General features: G+C 54.2%; 10 protein-coding genes and 2 tRNA genes. 5 read left to right on the top strand and 7 right to left on the bottom strand.

The genetic code is table 11. The features are described 5' to 3' along the window. Nucleotides 1–25 precede the first annotated feature (25 nt). A tRNA-Ser gene (locus tag D888_RS0104125) sits at nt 26–92 on the bottom strand. Between the two features lie 173 nt (nt 93–265). Here D888_RS0104125 and D888_RS0104120 point away from each other — a divergent pair. Next, a tRNA-Thr gene (locus D888_RS0104120) sits at nt 266–341 on the top strand. A 222-nt stretch (nt 342–563) separates the two neighbouring features. Here D888_RS0104120 and D888_RS20630 read toward each other — a convergent pair. After that, nucleotides 564–1094 carry a glycine cleavage system transcriptional repressor gene (locus D888_RS20630; protein WP_020675269.1) on the bottom strand — a complete coding sequence of 177 codons (531 nt, stop codon included), beginning with the start codon at nt 1092–1094 and terminating at the stop codon, nt 564–566. 229 nt (nt 1095–1323) lie between these two features. On the opposite strand from D888_RS20630, the gene D888_RS0104110 reads away from it, so the two are divergent. Then, complete coding sequence (locus tag D888_RS0104110; RefSeq protein WP_020675268.1) at nt 1324–1590, top strand: GSU3473 family protein; 267 nt, start codon at nt 1324–1326, stop codon at nt 1588–1590. Nucleotides 1591–1666: 76 nt separating this feature from the next. Here D888_RS0104110 and D888_RS0104105 read toward each other — a convergent pair whose 3' ends face one another. The 5 genes from D888_RS0104105 to polA form a co-directional block, all read right to left on the bottom strand. Beyond that, nucleotides 1667–2803, bottom strand: coding sequence for a metallophosphoesterase (locus tag D888_RS0104105; protein WP_020675267.1), 1137 nt, complete (start codon nt 2801–2803; stop codon nt 1667–1669). A gap of 102 nt (nt 2804–2905) precedes the next feature. Then, nucleotides 2906–4003 carry an aspartate-semialdehyde dehydrogenase gene (gene asd, locus D888_RS0104100; RefSeq protein ID WP_020675266.1) on the bottom strand — a complete coding sequence of 366 codons (1098 nt, stop codon included), beginning with the start codon at nt 4001–4003 and terminating at the stop codon, nt 2906–2908. A 252-nt stretch (nt 4004–4255) separates the two neighbouring features. Continuing rightward, nucleotides 4256–5017, bottom strand: coding sequence for an SDR family NAD(P)-dependent oxidoreductase (locus D888_RS0104095; RefSeq protein WP_020675265.1), 762 nt, complete (start codon nt 5015–5017; stop codon nt 4256–4258). A gap of 153 nt (nt 5018–5170) precedes the next feature. After that, nucleotides 5171–6616, bottom strand: coding sequence for a pyruvate kinase (pyk, locus tag D888_RS0104090; protein WP_020675264.1), 1446 nt, complete (start codon nt 6614–6616; stop codon nt 5171–5173). Between the two features lie 123 nt (nt 6617–6739). Continuing rightward, nucleotides 6740–9430: a DNA polymerase I gene (gene polA / locus D888_RS0104085; protein WP_020675263.1), complete on the bottom strand. Its 2691-nt coding sequence runs from the start codon at nt 9428–9430 to the stop codon at nt 6740–6742. A 792-nt stretch (nt 9431–10222) separates the two neighbouring features. Between polA and D888_RS0104080 the strand changes: the two genes are divergently transcribed. From D888_RS0104080 to D888_RS24315, 3 genes are all read left to right on the top strand, one after another. Then, nucleotides 10223–12397, top strand: a complete 2175-nt coding sequence (locus tag D888_RS0104080; RefSeq protein WP_020675262.1) for a multiheme c-type cytochrome — start codon at nt 10223–10225, stop codon at nt 12395–12397. A gap of 355 nt (nt 12398–12752) precedes the next feature. Next, on the top strand, nt 12753–14927 hold the full coding sequence (locus D888_RS22885) for a tetratricopeptide repeat protein (protein WP_026362204.1): 2175 nt from the start codon (nt 12753–12755) through the stop codon (nt 14925–14927). 62 nt (nt 14928–14989) lie between these two features. Beyond that, a complete protein-coding gene (locus tag D888_RS24315) occupies nt 14990–15139 on the top strand; it encodes a DUF5989 family protein (RefSeq protein ID WP_020675259.1) in 150 nt (49 codons plus the stop codon). Nucleotides 15140–15155 lie beyond the last annotated feature (16 nt).

Genomic DNA, 15155 nt, shown 5'->3' with positions numbered 1-15155 from the left:
CAACTATCTAGTTTAATCTTAAAAATGGTCGGAGCGAGAGGATTCGAACCTCCGACATCCTGGTCCCAAACTAGGCTGTCCAATATGCACCGGGCCTTTAGTTTTGGGTTTAACCTTTCTATCCATATAAGACCCTTGACAGTCAAAACCAATAAAGCCATAATCCCGGCACTCAACCCCGTGTTTGTGCGGCTGACCAGATCAGCCAAGATCAATAAAAGGTCTTTTTTATTTTAAATATTAAAGACTTGGGGTTTTAGTCATTGCCGCCCTAGCTCAGTTGGTAGAGCAACTGATTCGTAATCAGTAGGTCGCGCGTTCGACTCGCGTGGGTGGCTCCATAAATAAAAGGGATCAGACTTCATTGTCTGATCCCTTTTTTTATCTATTTCAAGCATGATGCTTTCACAAAAGATATCAGCTTGAATGGCTAAGCAAAAAAGGCCAAATGCAAGGCGCGAAATTGTCGAACAATGAGGCGTACTTACGTACGTCGAAGCAGTGAGGCGATTGCAGCAACACCGCAGTTGGCAAATTTTTGCGACGCCATAAGAGCTGATCGCTCAGCCCGTCACGCTGATATCGACATGCAGCTCATCCGCGACCGGGGCGAGACTGGTCTCAATCTGTTCGGCCGTCATCCCGGGCGGGGCCTGAATATGAACCTGCATCTGGTAGAGCGCTGTACCGCTTTCGGGCGAACTTTTGACCTGGGACTTGAGATCAAGGATATTCAGTCCGAGATCCGCCAGATGCTGGCTGACCCGAAAGACGATCCCCGACTGGTCGAGCCCCTCGACCTCGACAATGTAATCCTGTGCTCCCGCACCCGGCGTTACCCTTCGTTCGCCCAGCACACGAATAAACGCCGAAATCCCACGATCCTTCTCAAGCCTGCGGCATTCAGAGAGCAGGCGCTCCTCAATCCTCTGATCTGTAGCTGAGAAGAGCAGGATCAGGGTAAATTCATCGGCAAGCAGGGTCATACTGTTCTCTTCGAGATTACAATCATTCTCGTAGAGGACGCGTGTCACGTCGGCAACAATTCCCGGTCGATCCTTGCCAAAAGCTGTCAAGATAAAGCGGCACGACATATGGTCTCCTTTTCGGCGTCATTGAATCAGTAGCGTTTTCTGCTTGCCGCGTCGCCAGGCCGCTTGAGCATGAACCGCAGCCGAAGACGAGGCGAAAAAATGGAACTCATTGTTCCTGCAGTCTAAACGAAAAATGCTATCAAAAACCATCCCTAACCGGTTGGTGCTATATCCCCCGACTCTGTTATCATGTCAGCTTGATCACTTACAACACCCGGGAGGTTCCATTATGATTCGTATCATTTATCGAACCGGTGAAGAAGACCTGGTCTCCCCCAAGTTTCTGGATATCCTGCTCTACCTTGACCAGGTTCAGTTGTTTGAGCGCTCCGCCGGCTGGGTAGTTGTCGGCGTTGATCAACTGCGCGGTTCACTGCCCGCGACCTACTCGGGGCCCGATCAACGCCAACACAAGCAAACGTCCCTGCCTGCTCCGGTACGCACTGATTTCTGGTCCCAGAGCTACAGAGCAGCCTCTCCCCTCAACCCTGCATGAGCTGCGCTTCGGTACGAACCGCCATCTCATTGGCATAACTTACAGAACCTTGATATGTCCGGTGGCAACCCAGGTTTTACCGACTCGCTCCATTTTTCACCAAAAATGTGATCAGGGTAATCTCGGGTGGTGAGCCGACCCGCATCGGTGGCCCCCAGGTCCCGGTGCCACGACTGGTGTAGAGGTGACTCCCCTTTGCCAGCGGGTAGAATCCATCCTGTAACGGAAATTTCAGCCTGGTCAGCAGATTGAAGGGGAATAACTGACCACGATGGCTGTGACCCGAAAGCTGCAGGTCAAAGAGCCCCAGACTTGCATCATCAACCTGGGGCCGATGCTTGAGATAAATCCGCAAAGCATCCGACCTCAAGCTGCGCAGCAATTCCAGTTCATCAGGCTGACTGCCTGAGCCTGCAGGATCGTCGACCCCCATCAGCTGAATACCGGGCATCACTTCAATACTCGCATTACGCAGAATGCTGAACCCGCTGGCCTTGAGAAAATCAATCGACTGTTGCAGGCCGGCGTAGACCTCATGATTACCAGTCACGGCAAATTTACCAAGCGGCGGTTGAATCTGCTGCCAGAGGTTGACCAGTCCATCCAGATGGCTGATCTGGGCATCGACAATATCACCGGTCGCCATCAGTAAATCCGGGTTGAGCACCTTGAGCTGCGAGACGACCTGGCCAAGTTCCTCATCACGCCGCAACATCCCGAGGTGCATGTCGGACACCTGAGCGATGGTCAGGCTTGCCCTTCCGGCAGGCAGACGGTCGGTCAGGATATTAAGCTTTTCGATTCGCAGACTCCGGGCCTCAAAAATACCATAGATGCCGATTGTCAGAGTCAGCAACAGAATAACCAGTGCGGTCTGGGCACCATAGATTGAGCAAGCCAGAGCCTGGGGAAAGACAAAAGCTGTCAACCAGACCCCGCACTGCCAAAAGGCCAGCAACACACTGAAACAGAAGGCATAAAAGACAAAACCCATCCAGCTGTAGCCGATCCAGGCCAGAGCACGGGCACTACTCTCATGTCCCGTCTTATCCAAAAAGTGGGCGGCTGCCGGCGCCGTCACCATCAGCAGGGTCCAGATCGCGGCCAGCAGCGTCAGGGCACCGTGACCAAGCAACAGGGGATAACAGGCCCAGATAGCCAGCAGGTGGACACCGCTATAAATAAACAGGAAAATGATCAGGAACAGGGTCATTACAACCTCCAGAAACGAGGCTCAATGATAGCAGAAAAATCAGCCCTGACGGGGATGAGGGATGAAAAACGGGGCGCAATCCCTTGCGCCCCGCAAAACGGTTTATCTCTCCAGCAGCAGCCTGAGCATCCGCCGCAGCGGTTCGGCGGCGCCCCACAGAAGCTGGTCGCCGACGGTGAAAGCCGACAGATAGTCTCCCCCCATGCGCATCTTCCGCACACGACCAACCGGGGTCTTGAGGGTCCCCGAAATCGCCGCCGGGGTCAGCCGCGCCAGAGTTTCGGCTTTGGTATTGGGGATGAGCTCGGCCCATTGGTTGTCGTTGGCCAGCATCGCCTCGATATCGGCCAAGGGCACATCTTTTTTAAGTTTAATCGTCATCGCCTGACTGTGACAGCGCATGGCACCGACCCGCACGCACAGGCCATCCACCGGGATCGGCGTCGTTGTCCCAAGAATTTTATTAGTTTCGGCAAAGCCCTTCCACTCTTCGCGGCTCTGACCTCCCTCGACCTCGCGATCGATCCAGGGGAGGACACTACCGGCCAGAGGGAACCCGAAGTTATCGGTCGGGATCGTACTGCCACGCAGTTCAGCGGTCACCTTGCGATCGATGTCAAGGATAGCCGACGCCGGATTCTTGAGCTCCTCTGCGACAGAAGCGCCAAGGTGCCCCATCTGCGCCAGCAGTTCGCGCATATTGGGTGCTCCTGCCCCCGAAGCCGCCTGGTAAGTCATGGATGAAATCCACTCGACGAGATTGTTATGGAACAACCCGCCCAAGGCCATCAACATCAGACTGACGGTGCAGTTACCGCCGATGAAATCCTTTTGCCCGGCGGTCAGAGCAGCATCGATCACGCCCCGGTTGACCGGGTCGAGAATAATGACCGCATCCTTTTCCATGCGCAGACTGCTGGCGGCATCAATCCAGTAGCCCTTCCACCCGGCAGCGCGTAGTTGCGGGTGAATCTCCTTGGTATAATCCCCCCCCTGACAGGTGACGATAGCATCAAGTTTTTTCAGATCCTCGATGCTCGCGGCATCCAGCAGCTTATCCGCCCCGAAGGGTGCATCCTGACCTGCCTGCGAAGTCGAAAAGAAGACCGGTTCAATCCCGACGAAATCGTTCTCCTGCTCCATGCGCTGCATCAGCACCGAACCGACCATACCGCGCCATCCAACAAATCCGACTTTCATTCCGTTGCTCCTTCATTTTTTGTGGGAGGTAAAATAAAAACGGCCGCAGGACTCTCGAAGTCTGCGGCCGTTTTGAACACTTGGTGATTGAACTTTACCTGGTGCTGTCTGCGCCACAGACCGTCCTCCGAACAAGCAGAGTTTTCTGCTTGCCGGTGGTGGTTTTTTTGGTTGTGATCGTAGTCAGCTTTTGCATAGTCAGGTGAAGATGCCGCAAGTAAAAGTGGATGTCAATCCTGAAATGAGCTCTTTTCAGCCTGGGGTTTTTAAAACTTTCAGTCCTGCCGGAGCCTGCGTGATCGGCATCATTTCAATATGGTTGATATTCAGATGTTCTGGTTGATCGGTCACGTACATGACCGCATGGGCAATATCACTGGCGGTCATGGCGTTGCTTCCTGCATAGAGCCCTCTCGCCCGTTCGACATCCCCCTTGAAGCGGACCAGAGAAAACTCGGTTTCGGCCATTCCGGGCGCAATACAGGAGACCCGGACCCTGGTGCCGAGCAGATCGGCACGCAGATTATCCGAAAACTGCAGCACAAAGGCCTTGCTTGCGCCATAAACATTGGCTCCCGGATAAGCGTAGCTACCGGCGGCTGAGGCGATGTTAACCACATGCCCGCGGTTCCGCTCAACCATCCCCGGCAAGAGCACCCGCGTGCAATAGGTCAATCCCTTGCAGTTGGTGTCGATCATCGTATCCCAGTCATCCAGTTCGGCCTGCTGGGCGGGGCCCAGGCCCAGAGCAAGCCCGGCGTTATTGACCAGGATATCGACTGCGGCAAACGCTTCAGGGAGTTGCCTTAACTTCTCTTCAACCTGGGACCGATCGCGCACATCGAGTTGCACCAGATGAATTTGCGCACTCGATTCGAGTTCAGCCCTCAGCTTTTCCAGCCGCTCCAACCGCCGCGCAGTCAGAATCAGGCGATCCCCCTTGGCGGCAAAATGCCGCGCTATCGCCGCACCAAAACCCGCCGAAGCCCCTGTAATCAATACGATTCTAGCCATTAAACCCTCCTCTTTTCATCAATAGCAGGTGACCCTTTTAAGTTTACGACCAACCCTTCTTCCTGAGGGAGAAGGTGGCCGAAGGCCGGATGAGGGGTATTTTGCGAACGTTCCCCTCACCCTAACCCTCTCCCTCAGGGAGAGGGGACAATTTCAATGGACTTCGTAAAAACCACCGGTGCCCAGGCGATGAACCTTGATCAGATTGGTCGTACCCGGCGCTGAGACCGGACTCCCCATGGTAATCACCACTGTGTCTCCCCGTTTAAGAAAGCCCTGTTTCAATACTGCGGTCTCGACCGAACGAATCTGCCCTTCGGTACTCCCCTCAATCTCGACCTGCAGCGCATGCACACCGCCATACAGCGCCATCCGTCGCCGCACATGCTGGGTCGGAGTCACCGCCAGCACCGGAACACTCGGTCGAAATTTAGCCACTAAAGCCGCCGTCCCACCCGTCTGGGTAAAGGCGAGAATGGCACTGGCCCCGACCGTATCGGCAATCTGACAGGCAGCCTGACCGATCGCTTCGGGCTGGCGCCGATGCTCAAGCGCCTTTTCGGGGGTAGCCGGACTACGCTGCAGCTGGGCGTCAGCCTCGACATCGCGCGCCACCCTGTCCATCACCGCCACCGCCTCAAAGGGGTAAGCACCCGATGCGGTTTCAGCCGAAAGCATCACCGCGTCGGTCCCGTCCAGAATGGCGTTGGCGACATCCGAGGTTTCGGCGCGCGTCGGGCGCGGGTTATTGATCATGCTCTCGAGCATCTGGGTCGCGGTAATCACCGGCTTCCCTCGCACATTGCATTTATGGATGATCCGCTTCTGGATCAAGGGGACCCGCTCCGGCTGAATCTCGACCCCCAGGTCACCACGAGCGACCATGATGCCGTCACTCGCCTCAAGGATCGCGTTAAAATTTTCCACCGCCTCCGGCTTCTCAATCTTGGCGATCACACCGATGCGACTTTTCCGTTCGTACAGTCGCCGCTTGATGTCGTGGATTTCATCCGCATAACGCACGAAGCTGAGCGCCACCCAGTCAAGCTGCTGCGTTATACAAAAATCAAGGTCAAGCAGATCTTTTTCGGTCAAGGCCGGGGCCGAAACCTTGACGCCGGGGAGGTTGATCCCCTTGCGGTCTTTCAGCACTCCGCCGACCACCACCAGACAGCGTACATCATTCCCCTCATTGGCCAGCACTTTCAGTTCCAGGTTTCCATCATCGAGCAGAATCTGGTTGCCGGGGCGAACATCATGCGGCAAATTCTGATAGACGGTCGGGATCAGACCATTCTCGCCCAGCAGGTCGCGCGTGGTCACCACCACCTGTTGCCCGGTGACCAGTTCCATGCCGCCGTTCTTCATCAATCCACAGCGGATCTTTGGTCCCTGCAGATCGCCCAGAATCGACACGGCCCGGTTGGCCTCACGCGAGAGTTCGCGGATAATCCTGATCCACTCAGCCTTCTGCGACTGCTCACCATGGGAAAAGTTGAGCCGAAAAACATTGACGCCGGCCTCAAGCAACTTTTTCAACCCTTCACGATCGGCACAGGCAGGCCCGACGGTGGCAACAATTTTGGTTCGACGGTACATTCGCGTTTTCCTTTGGGATCTTTAATATCGTAAGGCGTCAGGTGTGAAGGGTGAGGGGTAAAATCAAAGGCCTTCTTAACCTTTCCGCCTCACACCTCACGGTATACTAATGCTCACGGTATACTAATGCGCTTCGCTCCAGTTGGCTCCGACGCCGATATCCACCACCACCGGCACCGACAATGGTACCGCATTTTCCATCTCAAGCGTAACAAGCTGTTTAATCAATTCAAGCTCGGCCGGTGGCACATCGAACACCAGTTCATCATGGACCTGCAATACCATATGCGTCTGCAGCCCTTCTTGCCGCAGACGTCTGTCAATATTCACCATCGCCACCTTGATGATATCCGCGGCGCTCCCCTGGATCGGGTAATTGATCGCGTTGCGTTCGGCATAGCTGCGAACCGCGCCGTTCTTGCTGTTGATCTCGGGGATCGCGCAGCGCCGACCCAGCAGAGTCGTCACATACTGATGCTCACGTGCCTCCACCTTGCGCTCTTCCATAAAGCTCAACACCGCCGGATAGCGTTCAAAATAGCTGTCGATAAACTGCTGCGCCTCCTTGCGCCCGATCCCCAGATCCTTGGCCAGGCTGAAGGCGCCCATGCCGTAGAGCACACCAAAATTGATGGTCTTGGCCTGGCGCCGCATCTCGTCACTGACCATCCCCGGGAAAACATTGAAGATTTCGCTGGCGGTGCGCCGATGAATATCCTCTCCGGCGGCGAAGCTCTCTTTTAAGGCCGCGACATCGGCAATATGCGCCATCACCCGCAGTTCAATCTGCGAATAGTCAGCCGCTAACAGCAGGTTGCCTTCGGCGGGTAAAAAGGCTTCGCGGATGCGCCGACCCTCGACGCTGCGGATCGGGATATTCTGCAGATTCGGATCACTCGATGACAGCCGGCCGGTAGCGGTGACCGCCTGATTGTAACTGGTATGAATCCGCCCGCTGGCAGGATTGATCAGCTGCGGCAAGGCATCGGTGTAGGTGCTCTTGAGCTTCGAGATCGAGCGATATTCCAGAATCCGCGCAGCAATTTCATGATTTTCACCCAGCTCAGTCAAGACCTCGACGTTGGTCGACCAGCCGGTCTTGGTCTTCTTGCCACGGGGCAGGCCAAGTTTCTCAAAGAGAATTTCTCCCAATTGTTTGGGTGAATTGATATTAAACGGGCCACCGGCCAGCGCGTGAATCTCTTCTTCGAGCCGCACCAGGCCCTTCCCCATTTCCGCCGACAACCCGGCCAGAAAACGGGCATCAACCCTGATCCCCTGCCATTCCATACGGGTCAGCACCTCAACCAGCGGCATCTCAATCTCACGATAGAGATTTTCGGCCCCACTCGCCGGTAGTTCAGGCAAGAGTTTCTCGGCCAGTTGCCAGGTGATATCCGCATCCTCGGCGGCATAAACCGCAGCCTTTTCGACTTCAACTTCGGCGAAACCGATCTGCTTCTGCCCGGTACCGGTTAGTTCCTTATAGGGGATCATCCGATGATTCAGGTGGTCATTGGCCAGGGCATCGAGTCCGTGAGATTTGGATTCGGGGTAGATCAGATAAGAGAGGACCATGGTATCGTCGCCAATCCCGGCCAGTTCAATCCCGGCATTGCGCAGCACCAGTGCATCGTACTTGATATTCTGTCCGACCTTGATGATCTCTTGACTTTCGAGCAGCGGCCGCAGGGCATCAAGGACCCGCTGCAGGTTCAACTGTTCCGGTGCGCCCAGATAGCGATGACCGACCGGCACATACCAGCCACTCCCCGCCGCCAGCGCAAAGGAGAGGCCGACCAGTTGTGCCTGAACCGCCTGCAGACTGGTCGTTTCGGTATCCAAAGCAAAACGGCCGGCGACCCGCAACTGAGCAATCATCGCTTCAAGATCGGCGAAGGTCGTTACTGTTCGATAATTTCCAGCCAGGGCGCTCCGTTTGACGGTTTTCTCGATGTCGACCAACCCCTCGAGCAGTTGATAAAATTCCAGTCGCGTATAGAGATCGATCAGTTGTTCATGGTCCGGCGGACAGAGAGCAAGATCCGCATAGTCGATCGCCACGGGCAGGTCGTAGACCAGATCGGCCAGCTGGCGCGACAAGCGCGCCTGGTCAGCGAATTCGCGCAGGTTCTCCTGCCGCTTGGCCCCTTTGACCTGATCGATATTGGCCAGCAGGTTTTCGATATCACCGAACTCCTGAATCAATGCACTGGCGGTCTTCTCGCCAATCCCCGGCACCCCGGGAATATTGTCAGAGGTGTCGCCAGCCAACCCCAGTACTTCAAGCACCTGGCATGGCGGCACGCCGAAACGTTCAATCACCTCGGCCTCACCTGAGCGCTTCCCTTTCATGGTGTCGAGCAGGCCAACGCGATCAGTCACGATCTGCATCAGGTCCTTGTCCCCCGTCACCACCGTGACCTTCATTCCCTGGTCGGCATAGCGCCTGGCCAGGGTCGCGATGATATCGTCGGCCTCATACCCCTGCAGTTCAAGCAGCGGCAGCTTGAAGGCACGCACAACATCCTTGATTAACGGAATCTGCGGCACCAGATCTTCCGGCATCGCCGAACGGTTAGCCTTGTATTCTGAATAGAGCTCTTTCCGAAAAGTCGGTCCTTTGGCGTCAAAGACCACTGCCAAATGGCTGGGATGCTCCTGATTGATCAGGGTCTGCAGCATCTTGGTAAAACCAAAAACCGCGTTGGTCGCCTCCCCTTTGCTGTTCGACAGATGACGTATGGCGTAATAGGCGCGGTAGATGTAGCTGGAACCGTCGACGAGGTAGAGATTTGCGGAAGATACTGGCATAGAAGCCTCATTGAGTAATTGGGACAGCGGTTCTGGCTGCGGGTTCGGCGGTTATTATTCCACAGGAAGGGTTAATTGGGTAGTAAAACCGAAACCGGGATATTTCAGGGGTTACCCGTTCCACGAAGACCTGATTTTAATAAAAAACGACAAACATTAAAAACAATACATTAGCCATAAGCACCGTAAAGGGGGGGGTATAGCAGCACACCTTTATCAGCCGACAACGCTCCTTTTTGTTCCCCTTATTTCAGTTAAAACCTATGCTTGTTTGTAACTTTTGTTACTGAAAAATATAAAGATTCTTGAGCTTTGTGAAATATTTGAACATAAAAAAAAATAATTTTGCAAATGAGAACGCCTATGATATAAATTTGAATCGCAAGCAAATTGTCTCTAATAAACGCACTAATAATAACCATTTAGGTTGTCTTTACAGGTAATCACAACGCAACGCTTGGACCTAGGGATCGTTTTTTGCACGCTACTTTATCCCTTGAGTGGTCCAAATAACGGTAATTTCTGGTTTTTTAAAATTTTACCTGCGATTCTAGTGGCACCTTCCAGCGGATCAAAATTAGGATTTGCTGACTTGTATTTGCAGAAGCCCAAAACACATTATCAATAATAGGTATAGGTCCAACTGCGAAAGGAGGAACGGGAGCAAATTAGTGACTGTCCCCTGGCAAAACATGACAAAAGAAAAACTTGTTTAAGAACAAAAGTACGTTATTAGAGTGTCATCCGGAGGGGATGACAGGTCAGCTCAAACACAACCAAAGGAGTAGACGAATGAAGAAGTTGAAATTAATGTTGTTGCTCGGTCTGATTGCACTGGTCGCCGGATTGTCCGGCTGCGCCAGTGATGGCAGCAATGGTGCTGCTGGTGCCCCTGGTGCCCCTGGTGCGACCGGCCCTGCGGGCCCGGTAACCCAAACCAATGAATCTTGTGCTGTCTGCCACTCTGCAGGAGCCATCGCTGACATCGGTGCTATCCATACCACGGATGCCCCGCTGACCGTGACCGTTGACGATGTTCGCACCGTTACCACCGGTACCAACAAGTTTGTTGAAGTCGATTTTACTGCCATGAACGGGACCCAAGGCGTCACCGGTCTCGATACGAAAGCCGCCAATTTCTACCTGGCAGATATCGTCCCTGCAGGAACAAATACAACTGTTTCCGGCACCTGGCCAACCGCTTACCTTGAGCGCTGGGCCTATGAAGGTACTGGGAAAGTCGTAGGCACTCTTACCGCTGGTGCCACTGCCGGGACTTACACCTACACCTTCGGCACCCCCTACACCGACGGCACCTTCACTGCGGCGCTGGCAGGTACGAGCCACGGCGGCGATCCTCTCGCAGCAGAGTCTCTCGCAACCGTCGCACCAGAGTTCAGCATCTACGGCGATACCCAGCGTGTCGTCATTAAAGTTGGGGCTGATAGCACTAGTCACTATGCCGGCACCGTCGCTGTTCAAGACTTCACCGTTGCCGACTCGGGAGCTATCGGAACCGCTGACGCTATTACAACCGTACTCCCGGATCGGGTCCTTGCACCGGTTTCAGGCTGCAAGCAGTGTCACTCCGACAACATGCAGAATGCCGCCCATGCCAGCAGCTATCCCGATACCCGCGTGTGCAACACCTGCCACTCACCGATCAGCAACTGGCCGCATAGCGCCAGTGCCGATGGAACAGGTTTGCTCGAAGGCGGTGTCACCAATTCCTATGGCCAGGACATCACCAGAGACGGCATGTGGCTGTCCAAATTTGTTCACCAGATCCATTCAAACAACGTCTGGGCCTTCAATGCGACCCCAGATGTTACTTACCCGGAAAATATCAAGAACTGCGCCAAGTGCCACAACGGCGACGACAACATGAGCACTGCTTGGAACACCAACCCGTCTGGTGAGGCCTGCGCGTCCTGCCACAGCGGCAACGTCATCAATGCCGACGGCACTATGACCCACGATACAGCGAACTACGCTTCGGCTCCGACCGGCAACTACGCAGATACGGCTGGCGGCTTCAACGTTTGTGCCGGATGTCACCCCTCCGCGGCCATCATATCGGCTCATACCGTCACCACGTTGAAAAACGCTCCGACCGTCTCCATCACACCTGTCTACACCTCGGCCATTACCCTTGCTGGTGCGACTGGTGCTTCTGGTGAATTCCTCGCGGGCGATGTTCCGGTTGTTACTGTGACCGCCACTAAAGGCGGCGTTGCAATGTCTACGGCTGACTTCACTGCGGCCAAACTGTATGTCTACGGTCCGCGGTCTAAGGCTCTGCCGATCCTGACCCCCGGTTCGTCCACCGACCCGGCCTATGATCCAGCCACGGCCCCGACCCAGGGTGTCAACTTGCTGGATACCACCGACGCCAACGTCACGGTTGACGCCACTGACCTCAAGTACACGCTGCAGGCCATCCCCAGCACTCTTGAAGCGGGTACCTACATGGCCATGGTTTACGTCACTGATCCGTCGAGCCGTAACATCCCGACCAGCTATGGCGGTTACAACCTTGACGGTTGGCAGCTGATTAACTTCCAGGTTGGTACCGCAACCGTGCAGCCCAGAGTTGCGGGCGATGGCTGCAATAAGTGCCACGATCTGAATGACTGGACCTCGACAGCTCACCGTGCCTATTTCGGCACCGACGGCTGCCTAGCCTGTCATGATCAATCGGGCAACCATGCTGATACCATTGCAAATCGCGTACATGCGGTTCACAGCGCTACCCTAAATGGCGATCTCAATAATCGTGATTGGACGGAGATCACCTATCCGTCGGCTCTGACCAACTGCGCGGTCTGCCACAACAGCACCAGCAAAAACTACATGGCAACGAGTGACACCGTTCAGCCTTCGCAATGGGCCAAGCCCTGCATCGGTTGCCACGGCGACGTGCCTGGCGCAAAAGATCACATGATTCAAAATGGTGGTCCTTTGTAAAAACGATCTGAAATGAGTTAAAAGCTTTCTTTAATTCATAATGCAATAAGGGGCGGACCATACGGTCCGCCCCAATTTTATTGATAAAGTTTATAATCCAGATAATTAAAGGCAACCCAGATCACTCTCACAGCTACAAAGTATTGCTTTTTGTCATACTCAGTTCCAACCTTTATTTCCCCTTATAATCTTTATGGAACTCTACGTTGCAGTGGGTCTACCAACCGCCTGAAATCGAATTTTATCAATTTCTTGACCTCCAAGAACTGAGTCTATAATCTAGTTTTCCAGCTTTAAATCAGGGTGCCAAAACACGAGAAAACAGATTTCATATATACGAAAAAGGTTTCAACAAATGGCAAAAAAACAACAATCTGGTGCTGCCGGATCAATCTCTCCAATGAAAACATCGCGACGCACCCCTCTTTGGCTAGCGTTTGCCTTGCCAGTGGTCGCGATATTAATCTTTTTTGTCCTTCTCGAGGGAGGACTTGCGGTTTTTGGAGTGAAACCAGCGTCCCAGACCGAGGATCCATTTGTCGGTTTTTCCTCTACCTCACCCCTGTTTGTTTCGGCAACAGGGGCTGACGGTCAACCAATTCTGATTACTGCACCAAATAAAAAGGACTACTTCAACCGCCAGAGCTTCCCTCAGCAGAAGGCTCCCAACACCTACCGGATTTTCTCTCTCGGCGGTTCAACCACCTACGGTCGCCCCTACGATGACGCAACCTCTTTTTCCGGCTGGCTGAGAGAACTGCTTCCAGAAGTTGACCAAAGTAAAAATTGGGAAGTCATTAATGCCGGAGGGATCAGTTATGCCAGCTATCGGGTGGCGCAATTGATGGAAGAATTGGTCCGCTATCAGCCGGATCTGTTCATCATCTACACTGGGCACAACGAATTTCTTGAAGAACGGACTTACCATAAAATCAAGAGCCTCCCACCCTTGATCCGCTCGTCTGTTTCGCTGCTGACACATACCCGCACCTGGACGGCAATGAACTCTGCCCTCAAGACGCTGCACCTTGTTCCCGATCACAACAAGACGAATCGGTATAAACTCAGTGCCGAGGTGAACACGATACTCGATCAATCCGCCGGGCCAGAGCGCTACACCCGCGATGACGCCCTGCAAGAAAACATCGTAAAACATTACCGCATCAGCCTGAAGCGCATGGTTTCGTTGGCCCGGTCGGTGGGCGCTAAGGTTATTCTTGTGAAACCAGCGTCAAACCTGAAGGATTGTTCCCCTTTTAAAAGTCAGCACACTCCGGGATTGTCCGCAACCGCACTTCAACAATCCGAGCGTTTTGAAGCTATGAGCCAACCTTTTTACTGGCAGAAAAATTTTGGTATGGCGCTGAACTTTTTAAATCAGGCGGCGAAACTCGACCCCCGCTCCGCCGATTTGCAATATCGACGCGGCCAGACGCTGCTCGGCTTGGGGCTCTATAAAGAAGCCAAAACCGCACTAATTAGCGCACGGGATGAGGACGTTTGCCCGCTGCGCGCCTTAAGTTCCATAGTCCAAACAGTCACAGCGGTTGCAAATGAGCAGCAAGTCCCGCTGGTTGATTTCCCAGGCCTGCTCGAGCAACGCATGCGCAAAAAGCAGGGATACGCGATCTTGGGGAAAGAGTACTTCCTCGATCATGTTCACCCGACCATCGAAGGGCACAAGATTCTGGCGAGCGGTTTGCTGCAAACTATGTCGGATCAGGGCCTGATACGGCTGGATCCCACGCGGGAAGAACAGGCGCTGGCCAAGGCCACCGCGACTATCGAAGGCGGCCTCAATCCGACCGAAAAAGGGTTTGCCCTTGCCAACCTGGCCCGTGTGCTTTTATGGGCCGGCAAAAATGACGATGCGGCTCGCCTGGCGAAGCAGGCGATCGAAACCGCGGGAAGCTCCCAGAAGGTCGTCACCAACGCAGCGAGCACCCTGGCGACATCCTACGTTCGCTTTGGGAAGCCCCAAATGGCTGTCAAACAGCTTTACGCGGTCCTGAAAAACAACCCCGGCTCAGTTGAGCTGCGCTTGAAGCTGGGTGAAATTCTATCAGGGGCTCGAGTTCACAACTATACAGAGGCGGCGGCCAACCTGCTGCTGGTGATCCAGCAGATGCCCTACTACGACTGGGCCCAGGGACTCTTCGGCATTGTCATGTTCGAACGCGGGCGGCCGCGAATCGCCTATTCCAGCCTTAAAGAGGCATTACGGCTGAACCCGAACAACGCTAACGCCAAGCTGAGGCTGGAAAAGATCAACGATATTCCGGAAAGCCGCAGCTACGACCCAACTCCGCCGCAGATCAAGCTGAACCGCTATCCTTCTACCGCCCCACAGCGGGTGGTACAGGGTCGCGTCGATGCCCAAGGGAATTTCGTGTCCGACGGCATCGAAGCGGAATTCTATGAGAACGGCCGCCTGAAACGCTTCGTCGATTTCGACCATGGACAGCCGACAGGCGCCGAATTGACCTGGGATGACCAGGGCAAACCGACTTTTAATCAGCCTCACCAATAGTTGCTGGTGTCGACACGCCCACCAGCCAAATCGGTGGACATGCCTCAAAAGGGACAATAGATATGGATTTTCTGAAAGATCTCTGGGGATTTCTGACCGTACGAAAAAAATTCTGGCTGCTGCCGATCATCCTGTTCATGCTGCTGTTCGGGGTTCTGATCGTGCTCACCGGTGGCTCGGCTATCGCGCCCTTCATTTATGCAATCTTCTAGAAAGACCACCTGAATC

Source organism: Geopsychrobacter electrodiphilus DSM 16401 (assembly GCF_000384395.1).
Lineage (GTDB): Bacteria > Desulfobacterota > Desulfuromonadia > Desulfuromonadales > Geopsychrobacteraceae > Geopsychrobacter > Geopsychrobacter electrodiphilus.
This window is presented reverse-complemented; position numbering and strand designations above follow the sequence as displayed.

Coding starts and splice junctions, on each gene's coding strand:
- D888_RS0104095 (WP_020675265.1), bottom strand. CDS start 5,017: ATGGCTAGAATCGTATTGATTACAGGGGCTTCGGCGGGTTTTGGTGCG.
- D888_RS20630 (WP_020675269.1), bottom strand. CDS start 1,094: ATGTCGTGCCGCTTTATCTTGACAGCTTTTGGCAAGGATCGACCGGGA.
- pyk (WP_020675264.1), bottom strand. CDS start 6,616: ATGTACCGTCGAACCAAAATTGTTGCCACCGTCGGGCCTGCCTGTGCC.
- D888_RS24315 (WP_020675259.1), top strand. CDS start 14,990: ATGGATTTTCTGAAAGATCTCTGGGGATTTCTGACCGTACGAAAAAAA.
- D888_RS0104105 (WP_020675267.1), bottom strand. CDS start 2,803: ATGACCCTGTTCCTGATCATTTTCCTGTTTATTTATAGCGGTGTCCAC.
- D888_RS0104110 (WP_020675268.1), top strand. CDS start 1,324: ATGATTCGTATCATTTATCGAACCGGTGAAGAAGACCTGGTCTCCCCC.
- polA (WP_020675263.1), bottom strand. CDS start 9,430: ATGCCAGTATCTTCCGCAAATCTCTACCTCGTCGACGGTTCCAGCTAC.
- asd (WP_020675266.1), bottom strand. CDS start 4,003: ATGAAAGTCGGATTTGTTGGATGGCGCGGTATGGTCGGTTCGGTGCTG.
- D888_RS0104080 (WP_020675262.1), top strand. CDS start 10,223: ATGAAGAAGTTGAAATTAATGTTGTTGCTCGGTCTGATTGCACTGGTC.
- D888_RS22885 (WP_026362204.1), top strand. CDS start 12,753: ATGGCAAAAAAACAACAATCTGGTGCTGCCGGATCAATCTCTCCAATG.